18 protein-coding genes are annotated in these 18,573 nt (G+C 66.2%); 11 read left to right on the plus strand and 7 right to left on the minus strand.

All coding sequences use genetic code 11. The features are described from left to right. Positions 1 to 15: 15 nt before the first annotated feature. From bchC to QXZ94_RS32335, 10 genes are all read left to right on the plus strand, one after another. Positions 16 to 957: a chlorophyll synthesis pathway protein BchC gene (gene bchC, locus QXZ94_RS32290; RefSeq protein WP_315725270.1), complete on the plus strand. Its 942-nt coding sequence runs from the start codon at positions 16 to 18 to the stop codon at positions 955 to 957. Then, positions 954 to 1,964, plus strand: a complete 1,011-nt coding sequence (locus tag QXZ94_RS32295; RefSeq protein ID WP_315725272.1) for a chlorophyllide a reductase iron protein subunit X — start codon at positions 954 to 956, stop codon at positions 1,962 to 1,964. Before bchC ends, QXZ94_RS32295 begins: the two co-directional genes overlap by 4 nt. A gap of 30 nt (positions 1,965 to 1,994) precedes the next feature. After that, positions 1,995 to 3,542 carry a chlorophyllide a reductase subunit Y gene (gene bchY / locus QXZ94_RS32300; RefSeq protein WP_315725274.1) on the plus strand — a complete coding sequence of 516 codons (1,548 nt, stop codon included), beginning with the start codon at positions 1,995 to 1,997 and terminating at the stop codon, positions 3,540 to 3,542. Beyond that, on the plus strand, positions 3,542 to 4,993 hold the full coding sequence (bchZ, locus tag QXZ94_RS32305; RefSeq protein ID WP_315725275.1) for a chlorophyllide a reductase subunit Z: 1,452 nt from the start codon (positions 3,542 to 3,544) through the stop codon (positions 4,991 to 4,993). Before bchY ends, bchZ begins: the two co-directional genes overlap by 1 nt. Before the next feature lie 29 nt (positions 4,994 to 5,022). Next, positions 5,023 to 5,250: a hypothetical protein gene (locus tag QXZ94_RS32310; protein ID WP_315725277.1), complete on the plus strand. Its 228-nt coding sequence runs from the start codon at positions 5,023 to 5,025 to the stop codon at positions 5,248 to 5,250. Positions 5,251 to 5,402: 152 nt separating this feature from the next. Then, on the plus strand, positions 5,403 to 5,633 hold the full coding sequence (gene pufB, locus QXZ94_RS32315; RefSeq protein ID WP_315725279.1) for a light-harvesting antenna LH1, beta subunit: 231 nt from the start codon (positions 5,403 to 5,405) through the stop codon (positions 5,631 to 5,633). A 16-nt stretch (positions 5,634 to 5,649) separates the two neighbouring features. Then, complete coding sequence (pufA, locus tag QXZ94_RS32320; protein WP_315725281.1) at positions 5,650 to 5,838, plus strand: light-harvesting antenna LH1, alpha subunit; 189 nt, start codon at positions 5,650 to 5,652, stop codon at positions 5,836 to 5,838. A gap of 163 nt (positions 5,839 to 6,001) precedes the next feature. Continuing rightward, the gene (gene pufL, locus QXZ94_RS32325) at positions 6,002 to 6,844 is read left to right on the plus strand and encodes a photosynthetic reaction center subunit L (RefSeq protein WP_172114269.1); all 843 of its coding nucleotides are present in this window, start codon (positions 6,002 to 6,004) and stop codon (positions 6,842 to 6,844) included. An 18-nt stretch (positions 6,845 to 6,862) separates the two neighbouring features. Continuing rightward, positions 6,863 to 7,789 carry a photosynthetic reaction center subunit M gene (gene pufM, locus QXZ94_RS32330; protein ID WP_172114270.1) on the plus strand — a complete coding sequence of 309 codons (927 nt, stop codon included), beginning with the start codon at positions 6,863 to 6,865 and terminating at the stop codon, positions 7,787 to 7,789. A gap of 18 nt (positions 7,790 to 7,807) precedes the next feature. Next, the gene (locus QXZ94_RS32335) at positions 7,808 to 8,503 is read left to right on the plus strand and encodes a biliverdin-producing heme oxygenase (protein WP_315725284.1); all 696 of its coding nucleotides are present in this window, start codon (positions 7,808 to 7,810) and stop codon (positions 8,501 to 8,503) included. 321 nt (positions 8,504 to 8,824) lie between these two features. On the opposite strand, the gene QXZ94_RS32340 is transcribed toward QXZ94_RS32335, so the two are convergent. Both QXZ94_RS32340 and ppsR (QXZ94_RS32345) read right to left on the minus strand, forming a co-directional pair. Beyond that, the gene (locus QXZ94_RS32340) at positions 8,825 to 10,999 is read right to left on the minus strand and encodes a GAF domain-containing protein (protein ID WP_315725286.1); all 2,175 of its coding nucleotides are present in this window, start codon (positions 10,997 to 10,999) and stop codon (positions 8,825 to 8,827) included. Beyond that, positions 11,000 to 12,370, minus strand: a complete 1,371-nt coding sequence (ppsR, locus tag QXZ94_RS32345) for a transcriptional regulator PpsR (RefSeq protein WP_315725288.1) — start codon at positions 12,368 to 12,370, stop codon at positions 11,000 to 11,002. It abuts the gene before it with no gap. Between the two features lie 328 nt (positions 12,371 to 12,698). On the opposite strand from ppsR (QXZ94_RS32345), the gene QXZ94_RS32350 reads away from it, so the two are divergent. Next, the gene (locus QXZ94_RS32350) at positions 12,699 to 13,133 is read left to right on the plus strand and encodes a c-type cytochrome (protein WP_315725290.1); all 435 of its coding nucleotides are present in this window, start codon (positions 12,699 to 12,701) and stop codon (positions 13,131 to 13,133) included. Positions 13,134 to 13,387: 254 nt separating this feature from the next. Here QXZ94_RS32350 and QXZ94_RS32355 read toward each other — a convergent pair whose 3' ends face one another. Genes QXZ94_RS32355 through ppsR (QXZ94_RS32375) form a run of 5 tightly spaced genes read right to left on the minus strand, consistent with a single transcriptional unit; the run spans position 13,388 to position 18,523 of the window. Continuing rightward, positions 13,388 to 13,651 (minus strand): hypothetical protein, encoded by a 264-nt coding sequence (locus tag QXZ94_RS32355; RefSeq protein ID WP_315725292.1) that lies wholly within the window; start codon positions 13,649 to 13,651, stop codon positions 13,388 to 13,390. Between the two features lie 11 nt (positions 13,652 to 13,662). Continuing rightward, on the minus strand, positions 13,663 to 14,874 hold the full coding sequence (locus QXZ94_RS32360; RefSeq protein ID WP_315725294.1) for a geranylgeranyl diphosphate reductase: 1,212 nt from the start codon (positions 14,872 to 14,874) through the stop codon (positions 13,663 to 13,665). 4 nt (positions 14,875 to 14,878) lie between these two features. Further along, positions 14,879 to 16,213: a BCD family MFS transporter gene (locus QXZ94_RS32365; RefSeq protein WP_315725296.1), complete on the minus strand. Its 1,335-nt coding sequence runs from the start codon at positions 16,211 to 16,213 to the stop codon at positions 14,879 to 14,881. Further along, positions 16,210 to 17,136, minus strand: coding sequence for a chlorophyll synthase ChlG (chlG, locus tag QXZ94_RS32370; protein WP_315725297.1), 927 nt, complete (start codon positions 17,134 to 17,136; stop codon positions 16,210 to 16,212). Before chlG ends, QXZ94_RS32365 begins: the two co-directional genes overlap by 4 nt. 16 nt (positions 17,137 to 17,152) lie before the next feature. Next, positions 17,153 to 18,523 carry a transcriptional regulator PpsR gene (gene ppsR, locus QXZ94_RS32375; RefSeq protein WP_315725299.1) on the minus strand — a complete coding sequence of 457 codons (1,371 nt, stop codon included), beginning with the start codon at positions 18,521 to 18,523 and terminating at the stop codon, positions 17,153 to 17,155. Positions 18,524 to 18,573: the final 50 nt, after the last annotated feature.

The following is an 18,573-nucleotide window of genomic DNA, read 5'->3' on the forward strand; positions in this document are numbered from 1 at the left end:
CGGGGAGTTTGGGCTATGGACGCGATCGCCGTGGTGCTGGGGAGGCCGAGGGAGTTGTCGCTGCAGCACCTGCTGCTGGCGGATGCCCCGGACTGCCTGACCGTCGACATCGAATGGAGCGCGATCAGCACCGGCACCGAGCGGCTGCTGTACGAAGGCCGCATGCCGCAGTTTCCCGGCATGGGCTATCCACTCGTGCCCGGCTACGAGGCGGTCGGCCGTGTCGCGCACGCGGCGCCGCATTCTGGTTTTCGTAAGGGCGAGCGCGTCTTCGTGCCGGGTGCGGCGCGCTGCTTCGGCGAGGTCAAGAGCCTGTTTGGGGCCGCCGCCTCGCGGCTCAGCGTGCCCCCTCAACGCGTCGTCGCAATCGACGAGGCCAACGGCGAGCGCGGCGTGCTGCTGGCGCTGGCCGCTACCGCCTATCATGCTCTGTCGATCGGCGGTGATGGCCAGGCCGAGTGCGTGGTCGGTCATGGCGTGCTCGGCCGTCTGCTGGCGCGGTTGATCATGGCGATGGGCGGAGATCCGCCGGTCGTCTGGGAGAGCAATCCCGAACGCGCGGCTGGCGCAATGGGCTATCGCGTCGTCGATCCAGCTCACGACGATCGGCGCGACTACCGCCTGATCTTCGATGCCAGCGGCGATGCCGGGCTGCTCGACAGTTTGATCGCGCGCCTGGCGCCGCGCGGCGAAATCATCCTCGCCGGCTTCTACAGCGCGCCGCTGACCTTCTCCTATCCGCCGGCCTTCATGCGCGAGGCAGCAATCCGCGTCGCCGCCGAATGGAAGCACGAGGATCTGCTCGCGGTGCGTAACCTGATCGATACCGGCCGGCTGTCGCTGGACGGGCTGATCACGCATCACGCCGACGCGACATCGGCAGAGAGCGCCTACCGGATCGCGTTCGACGATCCGTCATGTCTCAAGATGGTCCTGGACTGGAGAGCTGCACGATGAATGCCCCGACCAAGATCAGTGCCAACTTGGCTGCAATGACGGATGCCCTGCGTGCCGAGGCCGCGATCGAGCCGGATGCGCCGGTGACGGCTGCGCCTAAGAAGACGACGCAGATCATAGCCATCTACGGCAAGGGCGGCATCGGCAAGAGTTTCACGCTCGCCAATCTGTCCTACATGATGGCGCAGCAGGGCAAGAAGGTGCTCTTGATCGGCTGCGATCCGAAGAGCGACACCACCTCGCTGCTGTTCGGCGGCCGCGCCTGCCCGACCATCCTGGAGACCTCGTCGAAGAAGAAGCTTGCCGGCGACGAGGTCAAGATCGGCGACGTCTGCTTCAAGCGCGACGGCGTGTTCGCGATGGAGCTCGGCGGTCCCGAAGTCGGCCGCGGCTGCGGTGGACGCGGCATCATCCATGGCTTCGAGCTGATCGAGAAGCTCGGTTTTCACGACTGGGGCTTCGACTACGTGCTGCTCGACTTCCTCGGCGACGTCGTCTGCGGCGGCTTCGGCCTGCCGATCGCGCGCGACATGTGCCAGAAGGTGATCATCGTCGGCTCCAACGATTTGCAGTCGCTGTACGTCGCCAACAATGTCTGCTCGGCGGTGGAGTATTTCCGCAAGCTCGGCGGCAATGTCGGTGTTGCCGGTATCGTCATCAACAAGGACGACGGCACCGGCGAGGCGCAGGCCTTTGCGGATGCGGTCGGCATCCCGGTGCTGGCCTCGATCCCGGCCGACGACGACATTCGGCGGAAGAGCGCGAGCTATCAGATCATCGGCAGGCCCGGCACGGCCTGGGCACCGTTGTTCGAGCTGCTGGCGACCAATGTCGCCGAGGCGCCGCCACAACATCCGCATCCTCTGACGCAGGACGGCCTGCTCGGCCTGTTCAAGGCGTCGGAGGTCGGTCGCGACGTGGTGCTGGAGCAGGCGACGCTCGAGGACATGTGCGGCAGCACGGCGGTAGCTAAGCCGTCGCTCGAAGTGATCTACGACAATGTGTGATCGGCGTGCTGAGCAGCGGAATCTAGTGCAATGAGCGATGCGGTGGTCCATCAGGCAGTGAGCGCGGAGAGTCGCGCGGCGGCAGGCATGCCCGTGCAGCCGGAGGCGCTCGGCTGCCACGCCGGCAAGGCCGAACTCAGGAAGGCGGCCGATGCCGCCGGCAAGAGCGAGCTTCTGGCGCGCTACGCGGCCGACTATCCGGCCGGGCCGCACGACCAGCCGCAGAGCATGTGCCCGGCGTTCGGCTCGCTGCGCGTCGGCCTGCGCATGCGGCGCACCGCGACCGTGCTGTCGGGCTCGGCGTGCTGCGTCTATGGCCTGACCTTCACCTCGCATTTCTACGGCGCGCGGCGCAGTGTCGGCTATGTCCCGTTCAACTCGGAGACGCTGGTCACCGGAAAGCTGTTCGAGGACATCCGCGAGGCCGTGTTCAAGCTCGCGGACCCCGCGAACTACGACTGCGTCGTCATCATCAATCTCTGCGTTCCCACCGCCTCGGGCGTGCCGCTGCAGATTCTCCCGAAGGAGATCAACGGCGTCCGCATCATCGGCATCGACGTGCCCGGCTTCGGCGTGCCCACCCATGCCGAGGCCAAGGACGTGCTTGCCGGCGCGATGCTGAACTATGCGCGGCGCGAGGCGGAGCAGGGTCCGGTGCAGGCGCCCCGCGCGCCGCGCGGCGACAGGCCGACGATCACCTTGCTCGGCGAAATGTTCCCGGCCGATCCAGTCGGGATCGGCATGCTGCTGGCACCGCTCGGATTGGCGGCAGGACCCACCGTGCCGACGCGCGAATGGCGCGAGCTGTATGGCGCCCTCGACTGCGCGGCGGTCGCGGCGATCCATCCGTTCTATACGGCCTCGATCCGCGAGTTCGAGGCGGCAGGCCGGCCGATCATCGGCTCGGCGCCGGTCGGCTGCGACGGCACTGCCGATTGGCTCGAGGCCGTCGGCACGACCTGCGGCGTCGGCCGCGCGCAGATCGATGCGGCGAAGAATGCCGTGCTGCCGGCGATCCGCGGCGCGCTTGCGGCGGCGCCGATCCGCGGCCGCATCACGCTGTCGGGCTATGAAGGCTCGGAGCTGTTAGTTGGGCGTCTCCTGGTCGAGAGCGGCGCGGATCTACGCTATGTCGGCACCGCGTGCCCGCGCACGCGCTGGTCGGAGGCCGATTGCGCCTGGCTGGAGAGCCGCGGCGTGCGCGTACAGTACCGCGCCTCGCTGGAGCAGGATCTCGCGGCCGTCGATGAGTTTGCGCCCGATCTCGCCATCGGTACCACGCCGGTGGTCCAGAAGGCCAAGGCGCGCGCGATCCCGTCTTTGTACTTCACCAATCTCATTTCGGCGCGGCCGCTGTTCGGCGTCTCCGGTGCCGGCTCGCTGGCGCAGGTCGTCAACGCGGCTATCGGTGGCAAGGCCCGCTTCGACGAGATGCGCGACTTCTTCGAAGGTGTCGGTGAGGGCGACACCGCGGGCGTGTGGCAGGGCACCCCTGTCGCGCGTCCCGACTTCCGCGACAAGTACCGCAAGGCGGTCGCGGCACAGGCCAAGAAGCGCAAGTCCGAGGAGATGGTGTGATGCTGATCCTCGACCACGACCGCGCCGGCGGCTATTGGGGGGCAGTTTACGCGTTCACCGCGATCAAGGGCCTGCAGGTCATCATCGACGGCCCGGTCGGCTGCGAGAATCTGCCCGTCACCTCGGTGCTGCACTACACCGACGGCCTGCCCCCGCACGAACTGCCGATCGTCGTCACCGGCCTCGGCGAGGACGAACTCGGCCAGAAGGGCACCGAGCAGGCGATGAAGCGCGCCCGCGCCGCGCTCGATCCGGATCTGCCCGCCGTGGTCGTCACCGGCTCGATCGCCGAGATGATCGGCGGCGGCGTGACGCCCGAAGGCTCCAACATCAAGCGCTTCCTGCCGCGCACCATCGACGAGGACCAGTGGCAGAGCGCCAACCGCGCCTTGAGCTGGCTGTGGAGCGAATACGGCCTGCGCAAGATCCCCGAGCGCAAGCCGCGCGCCGAGGGCGAGAAGCCGCGCGTCAACATCATCGGACCGATCTACGGCACCTTCAACATGCCGTCGGATCTCACGGAGATCAGGCGCCTGGTCGAGGGCATCGGCGCCGAGATCAACATGGTGTTTCCGCTCGGCAGCCACGTCGCCGACGTGCCGAAGCTGGTCAATGCCGACCTCAACATCTGCATGTACCGCGAGTTCGGCCGTCTGCTGTGCGAGACGCTGGAGCGGCCCTATCTGCAGGCGCCGATCGGGCTGCATTCGACCACGAAATTCCTGCGCATGCTGGGCGAGATGCTCGGGCTCGATCCCGAACCGTTCATCATCGGCGAGAAGCACACCACGATCAAGCCGGTGTGGGATCTCTGGCGCTCGGTGACGCAGGACTTCTTCGGCACCGCGAGCTTCGGCATCGTCGCCTCCGAGACCTATGCGCGAGGCCTGCGCAATTTCATGGAGACCGAGCTCGGTCTGCCCTGCCACTTCGCGATCTCACGCTGCGCCGGCGCCAAGACCGACAATGACGCCATCCGCAAGCTGATCCACGAGCGGCCGCCGCTGGTGCTGTTCGGCAGCTACAACGAGCGTATGTATGCGGCGGAAGCCGGCAACCGCGCGATCTACATCCCGGCAAGCTTCCCGGGCACGGTGATCCGCCGCCATACCGGCACGCCGTTCATGGGTTATGCGGGGGCGACCTACGTCGTGCAGGAGGTCTGCAACGCGCTGTTCGATGCGCTGTTCAACATCCTGCCGCTCGCGACGCAACTCGACCAGATCGCGGCGACGCCGGCGCGGCTCGAGCGCGAGCTGCCATGGGACGACGGCGCCAAGCTGGCGCTGGACCAGATCATCGAGACGCAGCCGGTGCTGGTGCGGATTTCCGCAGCCAAGCGGCTGCGTGATGCGGCGGAGCGCGGTGCGCGCCAGGCCGGGCTCGACAAGGTGACGGAGGACGTTCTCGCGCATGCGCGGTCGCAGCTCGCAACGGGCCAGGCCGCGTAGACACGGGGATAGCGGAGAGGGAGAGGACGATGTCGTTATACGAACGCATGGATCGTGACGTCGCGCCGAGATCGCGCGAGCGGATCGAATATCTCCTGGTCTACGCGGTGTGCTTCGTCGTGCTGATGGTCGAGGGCGTGCTGCGCCGGATCGGCTCCGTCGTCACCGGCCACAGGCCCGCGCCGCTCGGCGCGATCTTCGGCGAGGCGAGGATCAAGGCCGCGAACTGCGCGACCTCGTCTTTCATGGGATTGTGAGTTTCAGGGCTGTGAGTTGCAGCCCCGTGAGTTCTTAGGGAATTCGTGCGGTTCGCCGCATGGATGTCATCCCGGCAACGGGATGGCGCTTCGACGCCGCTCATCTCGGTGAGCGGCTTCCGGCCGAAAGGCCAACACCAGGAGGTACTACTATGGTGGAACCAAACAAGGGAGGCTCTCTGTCGGGGCTGACCGAATCGGAGGCGAGGGAATTCCATAGCATCTTCATGACGAGCTTTGTGGTCTTCACGGCGGTCGCGATCGTCGCCCACATTCTCGCATGGATGTGGCGTCCCTGGCTGCCCGGGCCGACTGGCTACAAGGCGGCGGCGCTGGATGGGGCAACCCACTACGCCACTCTCGTGCTCTCCTACCTGACCTGATCGAAAGGAGAAAACTATGTGGCGCTTGTGGTTGTTGTTCGATCCGCGCAGAGTTCTCGTGGCTCTCGGGGTTTTCCTGTTCGGACTGGCATTGGTGATTCACTTCATCCTGCTCAGCACGAACCGGTTCAACTGGCTGGAGGGACCTCGTGCGGCGAAGACGTCGTCGATCTCCGATCCGGCAACGCCGGTGAAGCTCACCTAGAGCTTCGGCATCATCAATGGGAGGCGGGCGATCGCTCGGCGGCAGACCTTGTCCGCCCGCTTCCCAAATCTCTCGGGCGCCGGGATTCCTGGCGGTCACGACACGACCCACCGTACGACACGACACCTAGCATATCGAGCGACGGGCAGCGGAGGCAGGACCGATGGCAATGCTCAGCTTTGAACGAAAATACCGCGTCCGCGGCGGCACGTTGATCGGCGGCGATCTCTTCGATTTCTGGATCGGACCGTTCTACGTCGGCTTCTTCGGCGTGACGACGATCTTCTTCACCTTCGTCGGCGTGGCGCTGATCCTCTACGCAACGGCGCTCGGACCGACGTGGAATCTCTGGCAGATCAGCATCAATCCGCCGGACGCCAAATACGGACTCTCCTTCGCACCACTAACGGAGGGCGGCTTCTGGCAGCTCATCACGGTGTGCGCGCATGGCGCGTTCGTCTCCTGGGCGCTGCGCGAGGTCGAGATCTGCCGCAAGCTCGCGATCGGCTACCACGTGCCGGTGGCCTTCGGCTTTGCGATCTTCGCCTATTTCACGCTGGAGGTGATCCGTCCGGTGCTGATGGGGTCGTGGAGCTACGCCTTCCCCTACGGCATCATCACCCATCTCGATTGGGTGTCGAACACCGGCTATCAGTTCGGCAACTTCCACTACAATCCCGCGCACATGATCGCGATCACGTTCTTCTTCACGACGTGTCTCGCGCTCGCGCTGCACGGCTCGCTGATCCTGTCGGCCGCCAATCCCGGCCGCGGCCAGGAGATGAAGTCGCCGGAGCATGAGAACACCATGTTCCGCGACCTCCTGGGCTACTCCATCGGCACGCTCGGCATCCACCGACTCGGCCTGTTTCTGGCGCTGTCGGCCGTGTTCTTCAGCGCCGTCTGCATCGTCATCTCCGGCCCCGCCTGGCTGCTGCCGGAAGGCAACGCCTGGTCGGATTGGTGGGAATGGTGGCGCAGGGTCCCGATCTGGTCGCCGCAATGAGTTGAAGGAGAGGTCGTCATGGCCCAATACCAGAACATCTTCACGCAGATCCAAGTCCGTAGTGCGATCTATCCGGGCATTCCGATCGAGCCCGGCGTCTGGGAGCGGCTCGGCAAGGGCAGCTTCAACTACTGGTTCGGCAAGCTCGGCGACGCGCAGGTCGGCCCGGTCTATCTCGGCTTCCTCGGCTTGGCCTCGCTGATGTCGGGCTTCGTTGCGATCGAGATCATCGGTCTCAACATGCTGGCCTCGGTGAACTGGAGTCCGCTGGAGTTCATTCGCCAGTTCTTCTGGCTGTCCTTGCAGCCGCCGGCGCCGGAATACGGCCTGCAGATCTTCCCGCCGCTGCAGGAGGGCGGCTGGTGGCTGATGGCCGGCTTCTTCCTGACGACGTCGATCCTGCTGTGGTGGGCGCGCACCTATCGCCGCGCCCGGGCGCTCGGCCTCGGCACACACGTGTCGTGGGCGTTCGCCTCGGCGATCTGGCTGTATCTGGTGCTCGGCTTCATCCGGCCGATCTTCATGGGCAGCTGGAGCGAGGCCGTGCCGTTCGGCATCTTCCCGCACCTCGACTGGACCAACAACTTCTCCATCACCCACGGCAACCTGTTCTACAACCCGTTCCACATGCTCTCGATCGCCTTCCTGTATGGGTCGGCGCTGCTGTTCGCGATGCATGGCGCGACGGTGCTGGCGATCAGCCGCTACGGCGGCGAGCGCGAGCTGGAGCAGATCGTCGATCGCGGCACGGCGTTCGAACGTGGTGCGCTGTTCTGGCGCTGGACGATGGGCTTCAATGCGACGGCCGAGTCGATCCATCGCTGGGCCTGGTGGTTCGCCGTGCTTTGCACCTTGACCGGCGGCATCGGTATCCTACTGTCGGGCACCGTCGTCGACAATTGGTTCGAGTGGGGCGTGAAACACGGGCTGGCGCCGGCGCGCTGAAGTCCCGCAGGTTGAGAGATGTTGGACCGAGTTGAAACTGATCACGTCGAGATGGCCGGGCGCAGCACGCGCCCGGCCTCTCTCTTGGAGGCGATGCGCGACCGTACCAAGGCGCTCCACGTCACCGCCGAGCGGACCGGCCTCGTCGCCGAGCTGCTGCGCGGTCGCGGCACGGTGCAGGCCTACGCGCTGCTGCTGCGCAATCTGCTGCCGGTCTATGAGACGCTCGAAGCGGAGCTCATCCGTCATCAGGCATCTGCCGTAGTCGGCCACATCGTGCGGTCCGAGCTGCATCGCAGTGCTGCGATCAGAGCTGATCTTGCCCAGCTCGATGCAACCGATCTGACCGTGTTGCCCGAAGCGATCGCCTATGTGCGTGCCATCCGGGAGGCGGGATCAGGCTCCGGCCATCCGCTGCTGGCGCACGCCTATACGCGTTATCTCGGCGACCTCAGCGGCGGCCAGATCATCAAGAAGATTCTCGCGCGTTCGCTCGGTTTGCAACCGCAGGCGCTGTCGTTCTACGAATTTTCGGCGATCGGCGACATCCCGCTGTTCAAGGACGAGTACCGCGGCGCGCTGGAGCAGGCCGGCGCGGCCATGGCCGAGCACGAGGCGGTGGTCGAGGAGGCCGCCACGGCGTTCCAGCTGAACATCGCACTGTCGCAAGCGCTGCAGGAGGCGTCCGGGCTCGGCGCGTGCAAGCGGGAGTGAGGTCAGGGCTCGATCGCTGAGAGTTGTGGGCAGAGTGCTCGCGGGTGCAGGCTCTCCCCGTGCGGTCATTCCCGGACATTCGCGCGCAAAATGGCGCGGCCATTTCGAAGCAGTGCGAATGAGCCCGGAATCCATAACCACAGGACCACATTCGTCTGAAGATGAGCGCCGCGTGCGTCTCGGGTCCTCATGACCGATGTGGCTATGGATTCCGGGCTCGCGCTTCGCGCACTCCGGAATGAGGCGTGGAGAGATCGATAACCCGCGCGAACAGCCCGTCTGCACTAAGCCGGACCGCGTGGGAGATCTGAGCTCCCGCCGTCACTCCTCACCCTGCGAGCGATACCATACGAGGTGCTCGAGGATGCCCAGTGTGCGCGCCGTCGAGCTGCGGATGCTCTCCAGCATCTCCGGCATGCTGCCGGCCTGGGCGCCGTGCGTCACCTCGAGTGCTGCGAGTTGCGCATTCTCGACCGTGGATGCTGCGAGCTCCTTGTAGATCAGGCTGGCGCTCTGATCGAGCCGCAGGCTCGGCCGTCGCGCGCCGTCGATCTCCTCCTGGAAGCGTGCGCGTGCCTCCTCGGCGGTCTTGCGCTCGGTCAGGTCGGAGAAGATCAGCACGAAGCCGAGCACGCGGTCGTAAGGCGCGATCACCGGATCGGCGCGCACCATCAAGGGCCGCTGCGGCGACGTGCCGCCGGTCAGCGTCAGCTCGCCGCGCCAGCTGCGCTTGTTGCGCATGAGGTCGTCGAGATTGGCGCGGAATTCGGCCGGCGCCGTGCAATAGGCGCCGAGGTCGCGCAGATACGGGATGTGTGGATGCGAGGCGCGCAGCTGCTGCTCGAACGCTTCGTTCATGAGCAGGATGCGACCCTCGACGTCGGCGATGATGACCGGCTGCTCGGAGCGCAGCACCTGGGCGCTGATCGTGGCGAGCTGGTCCTGCGCGATCACCATGCGCACCGAGCGCAGCTGCAGCGCCACGTCGGCGACGGTCTCGCTGACCGCCCGGGCCGAGGCAAGCTCGGCCGTCGACCAGGGCTCTGACTTGCCTTCGACGAGCTGGTGCCATTGCGCAAAGGAGCGGCGCGGCGACAGATCCGATGGGTCATCGCCGATGATGACGGCCTTCAGCGGATCGCCGCCCCAGGTCACGGTCCGGACCTGCTCCGGCCTGAACCACAGCAGATACTCGCCTTCGCTCGCCGACAGCGGAGCCGCGATCAGGCCGCTGGCGATCGGGCGGATGTCGGCAAAGGTCGGCTCGTCGAGGGTCAGCGACGCGGTCACCGTCAGCCCTGGTGCCATTGCGCCCGCCGCCGTGCGCCGGCGGTCGAGCCATGCGGCGAGATCGCGGATGCGCTGCGTCGACGGCACGTCGCCGGCGGTCATGACCTGGCCTTCGAACAGCAGCGCCGCGCCGCTGGCGCCCAGCGGCTGCAACAGGGATTGCGAGCCGTCGAACAGCGCAGCCTGCCAATCGCCATCCCGCGACACCGCCTCGACCAGCCGTTGCTCCAATCGGCGAACGACCAGCTCGGACTGGCTCTGGGCAAAGCTCTCCAGTGCTGCGATCCGGATCGCGCAGGTCTCGGCCAACGCCTCCCCCGCGGCGCGGATGTCGAACGGCACGAAGCGCGGCTCATAATGGTGGCAGGCGATCAGTCCCCACAGCCGGCCGCTGACCATCAGCGAGCAGACCAAGGTTGCGCCGACCCCCATGTTCTGCAGATATTTCTGATGGATCGGCGACATGCTGCGCAGGCAGCTCAAGGACATGTCGAGGTCGCGGCCGTTGAGCGGCGAGATGCGCGGCTGCAGCGGCACCGGCATGTAGTTGACGTCGACCAGCAGACGCACGCGGTTGCGCTCGTACAGCCGGCGCGCGATTTGCGGAATGTCGGAGGCCGGGTAGCGGTTGCCGAGAAACGCCTCGAGATCCGGCCGCCGCCGCTCGGAGAGCACCTCGCCATGACCTTCTTCGTCAAATCGGTAGACCATCACGCGGTCGTAGCCGGTAATCTCCCGGAAGATCGTGGCCGTCTCGTCGCAAAGGCCGAGCAGGGAGGAAGCCGACGTGATGCGGTGAAAGGCGCCGTCCAGGGCCGGTGCGATGTTGGTGATCTTCGTCGCCGGCTCGAGCTCGATGATCAGGCCGCCATTCGACGGGCGATGCACCGTGCAGTCGACGCGGCGCGGCGGCGAGCCGGCGGTGCAGCGCAGGGTCATCGGTGACAGGTGCAGCGGTCCGCTCAGATGCGGCAAGATCTGCAGCGCCACGTTGCCGCCGAGATCGCGCAACGGACGTCCGACCACGGAGCTGGTGTTGAGGAAGGCCGCGGCATTGGTGCTGGCCTGGATGACGATGTTGTCGGGCTCCTTGATCGCCAGCAGAACGCCATGCGGCTGGATCGAGCCTGCGAGATGAATTTGTTCACGCTCGCAATCCGCAAGAGTAGCGTGGCCGAAGGCCGGCGTTGTCAGCGGAACGGGCAACTATCTCCCCTTTTCGGTTTCCTCGTCGCTTTCTTCTAGTTGGCTCAGATTATACCGATCGAGCTTGGCGTAAAGACTTTGCCGGCTGAGGCCGAGAATTTCGGCGGCCGACGTTCGGTTCCCATTGGCGAGCTCGAGCGCGGCGCGGACGTAATGCTGCTCGACGACTTCGACCGTGCTCCTCACGAGGTCGCGCAGCGGTGTCTTGCCGACCGATTCGTTGAGGCCTGCGAGCGCCGCCCGCAGATTGTCATGCTCCGCGGCCGGGGACAACCGCCGGGCGATGTTCCGCAGCACGAGGCCGATCCGGCGCTGGCCGTCGTGGCCATGCGCTGCAGCCGAGATCTCGACCTCCGTCTCGGTTCCGAGTTCGCCCTGGATGGTGGTGGACAGCAGCCGGACGGCCCCATGGCGCTCGACGTTCGAAATCAGCACCGAAAGGTCGGCACCAGGGCGGGTCAACCAGCGGCTGAGCTTCTCGCCGATCAGGGCCTCCTTCGAGCCGATCTCGACCAGTTCCAGGAACGCCCGGTTGGCGCGTTTGATGGCGCCTGTGCCGTCGATGCTGATGACCGCATCGGGAAGATTGTCGATCAGCCCTTCGGCATCATCCGACGCCAAGCCCGGCTGCGCGGCCTTGCCGATCGGCGCCATCTGCAGAAGGAACATCGGCGCGGTCTCGCTGGTCATCAGCGATCCCCGCAGCATCCATGGCGCAGCGTCCTCGCCAAGATGGATCACGATGCCAGGCGCCTTGCCCTGATCGCGGACCCGCCTCAGCATCAGTTCCACCGGCTCGCGGTCCTTTTGCGGAATCTCCTGCAGGAACTCGCGCCCCACCAGATTGTCCCGACGCCGGCTGGACACGCCGAGCGCCGCTGCCGCGGTCCGGTTGGCTTCCACGATGCGCAGGTCCGACACCTTCGTCAGCAGCACGGCCTCGTTCGAATCCTCGATCACCAGCCGGTAGCGCGTTTCAATCTCGCGCAGCTTCCAATAGTCGCGCTCGATGGTCTGCTGCGCCGAGATCAGCCGCGCCTGCAGCTCCGCCACCGCTTGCAGGTTCTTGCCGATCGCCAGCATGCCGGCGCGGCCGCCGAGCAGGACGGTGGTGAATTCCATCGGCAACTCGAGGCCGCTGGGAAATCGCTGGGTGAGCTGGCGGAAGGCGGAAATGCCGGTCCGCTTGGTGTCCTGCATGATGCGTTCGACCTTCTCGGTCGCATCATCGACGATTTCGGACCAGAGACGGCCGAGCCATACGTCGACATTCTCCGCAGACATGTTGGGAGACAGCGTTGCCTCACGGATCACGCCGTCCATGTCGAGCAGCAATGTCACGTCGGGTCGTGGACCGTGAAACTCGGCCATGGTCTTGGCACCCGTTATCTTGGCACCCTCTTGAGACGCTCGGGGGATCGCGGCCAGTTCATTTGGCGCGCATCTTGAAGGTGTTGCGCCGCATCCCGCTAACGTATTGAGAGTCTTGAGAATGTTGTTAGTCCACGCAGCGCCTTCGGTGTCAAGGCTTATTTACGAGCATCCAACTTTCGTTGGTATTCCTGCGCCGGATGCATGTTCGAACTGCGACTTATTCGCTCACTTTTGCCTGACAGGGGCATGACAAGACAGCATGACATTGTTACCTGTAAGGTGCCAATCACATGGGCTAACGAAACGACGTACCGGGAGGTCGCATATGGTGAGATCTGGTTTGGTTGCAGCGGTCATGATTGCAATGTCGGCAGGCGCCGCATTTGCGTTGGACGGTGGGGACGCTGCCAAGGGCGAGCAGGTCTTCAAACAATGCATGACCTGCCACCGCATTGGTCCCGAGGCGAAGAATGCAGTCGGGCCGGTGCTGACGGGGGTGGTCGGCCGTGCCACCGGGACCTATCCGGGCTTTTCCTATTCCGAGCTGAACAAGCATGCCGGCGAGGCCGGGCTGGTATGGACCGACGACAACATCTTCGAATACCTCGCCGACCCCAGCGCGTTCCTCAAGAAATACCTCACCGGGAAGGGCAAGGCGGACCAAGCCACCGGCTCGACCAAGATGGTGTTCAAGCTCGCCAACGAGCAGCAACGCAAGGACGTCATCGCCTATCTGAAGACGTTCTCGGAGAAGAAGTGAGGGGAGGTGGATCGGCGCTCAGGTCTTGAGTGCCGATCACCGCAGCATACACGCACCAATGTCGTCCCGGCGAACGCCGGGACCCATACCGCGTGATGCGTGTTGGCGGAAAAGGTCTGAGTAACCGGTCTTGCCCACGACAGGCGGCGGTGGTTATGGATCCCGGCGTTCGCCGGGATGACGCCGTTGGTGTGGTCAGCCGCCGGGTACCCACGAGCCGCAAACTGAGAGCCCGCCGGCTGCTCCGGAGAGATCTATCGCCACCGCTGCTTGAGATCCGCCGCGTTGGCGACGCCGGACGCGGCGAGGCAGCCGGCCAGCCAGAACCAGGGCGCATCGGCGAGTGCGCAGCGTAACGCGAGCAGCAGGAAGACGCCGGCGAGCAGATTGGTCAGCAGCGCCCGCGGTTTGATGCCGCGGTGCGTGCGCCGCCAGATCCAGGCGATGACCGCGAACTCCAATGCGACGATCGCGAGGATCGCGTCGACGAGATGCGGGCTGCGGTAGAGCTCATCCATCGCGTGAGCTGCTAGGCCGCCTTGGCGAGCCCGGTGAGGTGGGCGATGTTCTTGAAGAAGATGCGCACATGCGACAGCGGCTTGGCGCGCACCAGCTCCTTGTTCATGTAGGCGTCCCAGGTCAATTGCTGGACGTCCTTGTCACGGCAGATCGCGACGAAGCGCTCGCGGCGGGCGTCGTTCGTGTACCAGTAGCGCTGCATCATGCCGAGGATGAAGAACACGGCACCGTGCTTGCGCATGAAGGACTTGCGGGCGGTGGCGAGCGCCGCGGCGTCTCCGGTCTTCAGGAACAGGGCGACGGCATCAGCCGCGGCCCGGCCGCCCGCCATCGCATAGTAGATGCCTTCGCCGGAGGCCGGGGCCACCACGCCAGATGCATCGCCGGCGAGCACGACGTCGCGGCCATTGTCCCAGCGCGACAGCGGCTTCAACGGAATCGGCGCGCCCTCGCGGCGGATCGTTTCGAGGTCATCGAGCGCGGCCACTTTGCGGAATTCGGCGACCGAGCCGCGCAGCGAAAAGCCCTTGTGCGCGCTGCCCGTGCCGATGCTGGTGGTCGGGCCGTGCGGAAACACCCAGCTGTAGAAGTCCGGCGACAGCTGGCCGCGGTAGACGACGTCGCAGCGGGTGGCGTCGAACAGCGGATGGCCGCGGTCCGGCGAGCGGATGATCTCGTGATAGGCGAAGACGTAGCGGATCTCGCTGGCTTGAGGGATGCATTGCCGCGCGACCGCGGAGACCGCACCATCGGCGCCGATCACGGCCCGAGCTCGCACGCTGTGGTCTCGCATGCTGCCGTCGTCCATGCGCCTGCTGTAGTGAACAATGGCCGTGCCGTCGCGATCACGTGTGATCCGGCTGAACGTTCCGGTGCGCCGGATCGCGCCGCCGTCCGCGGCACGCGTCCGCAGCCATTCGTCGTAATGCTCACGGTCGACCATGCCGACGAAGCCGCCATCGATCGGCATGTCGACATCGCGGTTGCTCGGCGACACCATGCGGGCCGACGAGATCCGCGCCACCAGCAGATGGTCGGGGATCTCGAACTCGCTGATCAGTCGCGGCGGGATGGCGCCGCCGCACGGCTTGATGCGGCCGGCGCGGTCGAGCAGCAGCACCTGGTGGCCCTGGCGAGCGAGGTCGTTGGCAGCGGTGGCGCCGGCGGGGCCGCCGCCGACGACCACGACATCGAACGTCTCGGAGGAGGTCGAGGTGCTCATCGCACTAGGCTCCCTGGTTGGCCGGTTGCACCTGCAGTGTCGAGGCCTGTTCCCGCGGGCGCTTGATCCAGATCGCGAGCCAGGCGGAGAGAACGAACAACGCGGCCTCCGCGGCGAACACCGCCGCATAGGCCGAGGCGGTCGACGGCATGAAAGCTCGCGCGGCGTCGGCCGCCGCGGTGCCGACGAAGCCGCCGATGCCGAACGAGATCGCCTGCGAGGCGCCCCACAGGCCCATCCGCGTGCCCTCGCGATTGTCGCGGCCTTCGCTGACCATGTTCATCATCGCGCCGATCGCGGCGATGGCGTAGACGCCGTTGGTGATGCCGAGCAGCAGCACCGAGGCGCGCAGCGGCCAGGCCGGGCCGACCGTGGCGGCGGCGACGAGGCTGAGCAGCGCCAGCGCCGAGGCGAGGCAGCCGCCGATGATCCAGGGCTGCGGCCGTGTCCGCCAGTCGGCATGCAGGCTCGCCATCGCCGGCATCAGGATCATGCCGATCAGCGCGCCCATGTGCTGGACCGAGGACAGCTGCGTGGTCTGGCCCGGTGTCATGCCGAACACGCCGCCGGCGAACGGCTCCAGGATCAGGTCCTGGGCGCTGTAGGCCAGCATCGAGACGAAGATGAATATCGCAAAGCGCCGCGCCTGCGGCTCCCGGCAGATCTCGCGGAAATCCTCCATGAAGCCGCCGCGCTCGGCTTTCGCCGAGACGCCCTCCGAGGGAACCTCCGGCTGCTCGATGCCCCAGACGCCGAGCAGGGTCAGCACCATCGCGATCGCCGAGACCGTGCCGGACACCAGCATCAGCCGCTCACCGGAGAACGGATCGAGCGCCTTGCCGGCGACCGCGGTCGTGACGATGAAGCCGGCGATCATCATGATCCAGGCGATCGAAGCCGCGGCGCTGCGCCGCCCCGGCGCGGTGCGCTTGGCGAGCAGCACCAAGAGCGAGGTGCCGGCAGCGCCGACGCCGATGCCGATCATGATGAAGGCGATCACGGCGATGGCGAGGCCCACAACGAGATGACTTGCCATCAGCGCAGTGGCGGCTGCGGCGAGCAGGCCGCCGGCGGCGAGCACGGCCATGCCGCCGACGATCCAGGCGAAACGACGTCCTCCGACATCGGAGCCATGGCCGAGCCAGGGTCTGAGCACCTGCATCGCGTAGTGGATTGCGACCAGCAGGCCGGGGATCATGGCAGGCAAAGCGAGCTCGATCACCATCACGCGGTTCAAGGTCGACGTGGTCAGCACCACGACCGCGCCGAGCGCGGTCTGCACCAGGCCCAGCCTGACGATGCCGAACCAGGACAGGGGAGCAGGCGCAGCGTTACTCATGCCGACATCCCCGCCAGCGCGAAGGCTGTCACCAGCATGCCCAGCACATAGAGCAGCACGCCCGTGCCGTTGTACCAGGGCGCGAGCTCGCGCGGATTCGTCATCAAGCGTCGCATCAGCACCAGCTGGGCCGCGATCAGCGCAGCGACGATCGAGGCATGGGCCGGCCGGCTCCAGACGACCAGCAGCGCCAGCACGGCGACCTGCGCCAGCGCCATCGTGATGCAGGCAAGGCGGGCGGCGCGCTCGGGTCCGAGCAGCACCGGCAGCGAGTTGACGCCGCTGACGCGATCGCCGTTGATCGACTTGAAGTCGTTCAGGGTCATGATGCCGTGTGCGCCCGCGCTATAGAGCAGCGCGATCGACAGCACCGGCCAGGACGGCGCCTGCGCGCTCATGATCGCCGCCGCCGTGATCCAGGGCAGCCCTTCATAGCAGAGGCCGACGGCGCTGTTGCCCAGCCAGCCGTTCTGCTTCAGCCGGATCGGCGGTGCGCTGTAGGCCCAGGCCAGCGCGAGGCCGAGCGCGGCGGCGGCAAAGCCCCAGGTGCCGAGCAGGGTGGCGACGGCGAGCGACAGCACGGTCCAGATCAGCGCGATGGTGAGACCCCATCGGCCGGGAATGCGGCCCGACGGAATCGGCCGGTCCGGCTCGTTGATCGCGTCGACATGGCGGTCGAACCAGTCGTTGACCGCCTGGCTGGTGGCGCACACCATCGGCCCGGCGAGCACGAGACCCGCGACCACGACCGGCCAGCGCGGCGCCAGCGGTGCGCCCGACGACACCACGCCGCAGCCGAACGCCCAGATCGGCGGAAACCAAGTGATCGGCTTCAACAGCTCGAGAACGGCCGAGGGCTGAAGCCTTGAAGGAAGCCTCGAACGAAGCTTTGGGGCAAGCGGGACGGGCGCGATCTCGGTCATTGCAGAACTCTTCCCACTATTCCAACTGACTGTCTTCTTCGGTCGGCTCGGCCATGCCGTAGCGCCTGAGCTTGACGTAGAGGCTCTGACGGCTGAGGCCGAGCATCTCGGCGGCGGTGGCGCGATTGTCGCCGGTGAGCTTGAGCGCGGTCTCGATGCACATGCGCTCGATCACGTCGGTGGTCTCGCGCACCAGCTCCTTGAGCGGCACGCGGCCGATCAGCTCGGCGAGCTGCTCGCGCGAACGCGGAATCAGCGCGTGATCGCTGCCATCGCCCGAGATGCGCGGGCCGACGTTGCGGATGGTGAAGCCGAGCCGCGCCTGGCCGGGGGCGCCGACGGTCGTGGCCGAGATCTCGACATCGACCGGCGAGCCGTGCTCGCCGCGGACGACGCTGGAGAACAGCTTCAAGGTGCCATGCTGGCGCAGATTGGTCAGCATCACCGAGAAGTCGATCGCCGACTTGCCGATCCAGCGGTCGATGGTCTCGCCGAGGATCTGATGCATGTTCTCGATCTGGGCGAGCTGCAGGAAGGTCGCGTTGGCGTGCAGCAGCCGGCCGTCCATGTCGGTGATGACGAAACCGTCGGGCGCCGATTCGACGAACTGAACCAGCTGGGTGTTGACATCGGAGGATTTCGCGATCGCGGGCTGCGAGGAGGACTGCGGCGAGAACCGCAGCAGGAACAGCGACGAGGTGTCCTGCCGGAAGAAGGTGCCGTCGAGCAGATAGTCGCGGCCGCCGTCGAGCCTGATCTTGGTGCGTTCGATCTTGCCTTGGGAGCGAATCGCCAGCGACAGCGATTGCGACGTCGACAGGTCGTCCAGCAGCAGCGCGTCCGGAAACAGCTTGCCGATCAGATTGGTGGCGCCGTGGTCGAGCAGATCGGCAGCAGCCGGATTGGCCTCGACGATGCGGTGGCTCACGGCGTCGATGATCAGCACCGGTTCGGAGGTGATCTGGAACAGGATCCGGTAGCGCGATTCGGCGTTGCGCATGCGCGAATAATCGCGCTCGATCGTGACCTGGGCCTCGATCAGCTTCTGCTGGAGCGCCGCCGTGGCGCGGACGTCGCGGCCGACCGCGATGAAGCGCGCCGCGCCCTTGATCGCGACCACCGCGAACAGAATCGGGATGTCGGGCCCCCGCGCGGCCGGATAGCGCACCTCGCGCCAGCGCGACACCTTGCGCTCGGATGCTTCGGCGAGCAGCAGCTCTGGCTTGGTCTGGCTTTCCTCGGACACTGTTGCTTGCCAGGATCGGCCGATCCACTCGTCTGTGTTTCTCAATTCAAGCGGCAGTCCGGCTTGTTGAAAAGCCAAGTCCTGAATGTTGCCGTCGGCGTCGAGCGCGAGCGCAATGTCGGAGGCTGCGGCCACCAGCATGGCCGCAACATCCGCATTGAGATCGCCAAGCGACTCTTTCGGAGCTCTGA

It is taken from the genome of Bradyrhizobium sp. SZCCHNS2022, from assembly GCF_032377575.1.
Classification (GTDB): Bacteria; Pseudomonadota; Alphaproteobacteria; order Rhizobiales; family Xanthobacteraceae; genus Bradyrhizobium; species Bradyrhizobium aeschynomenes.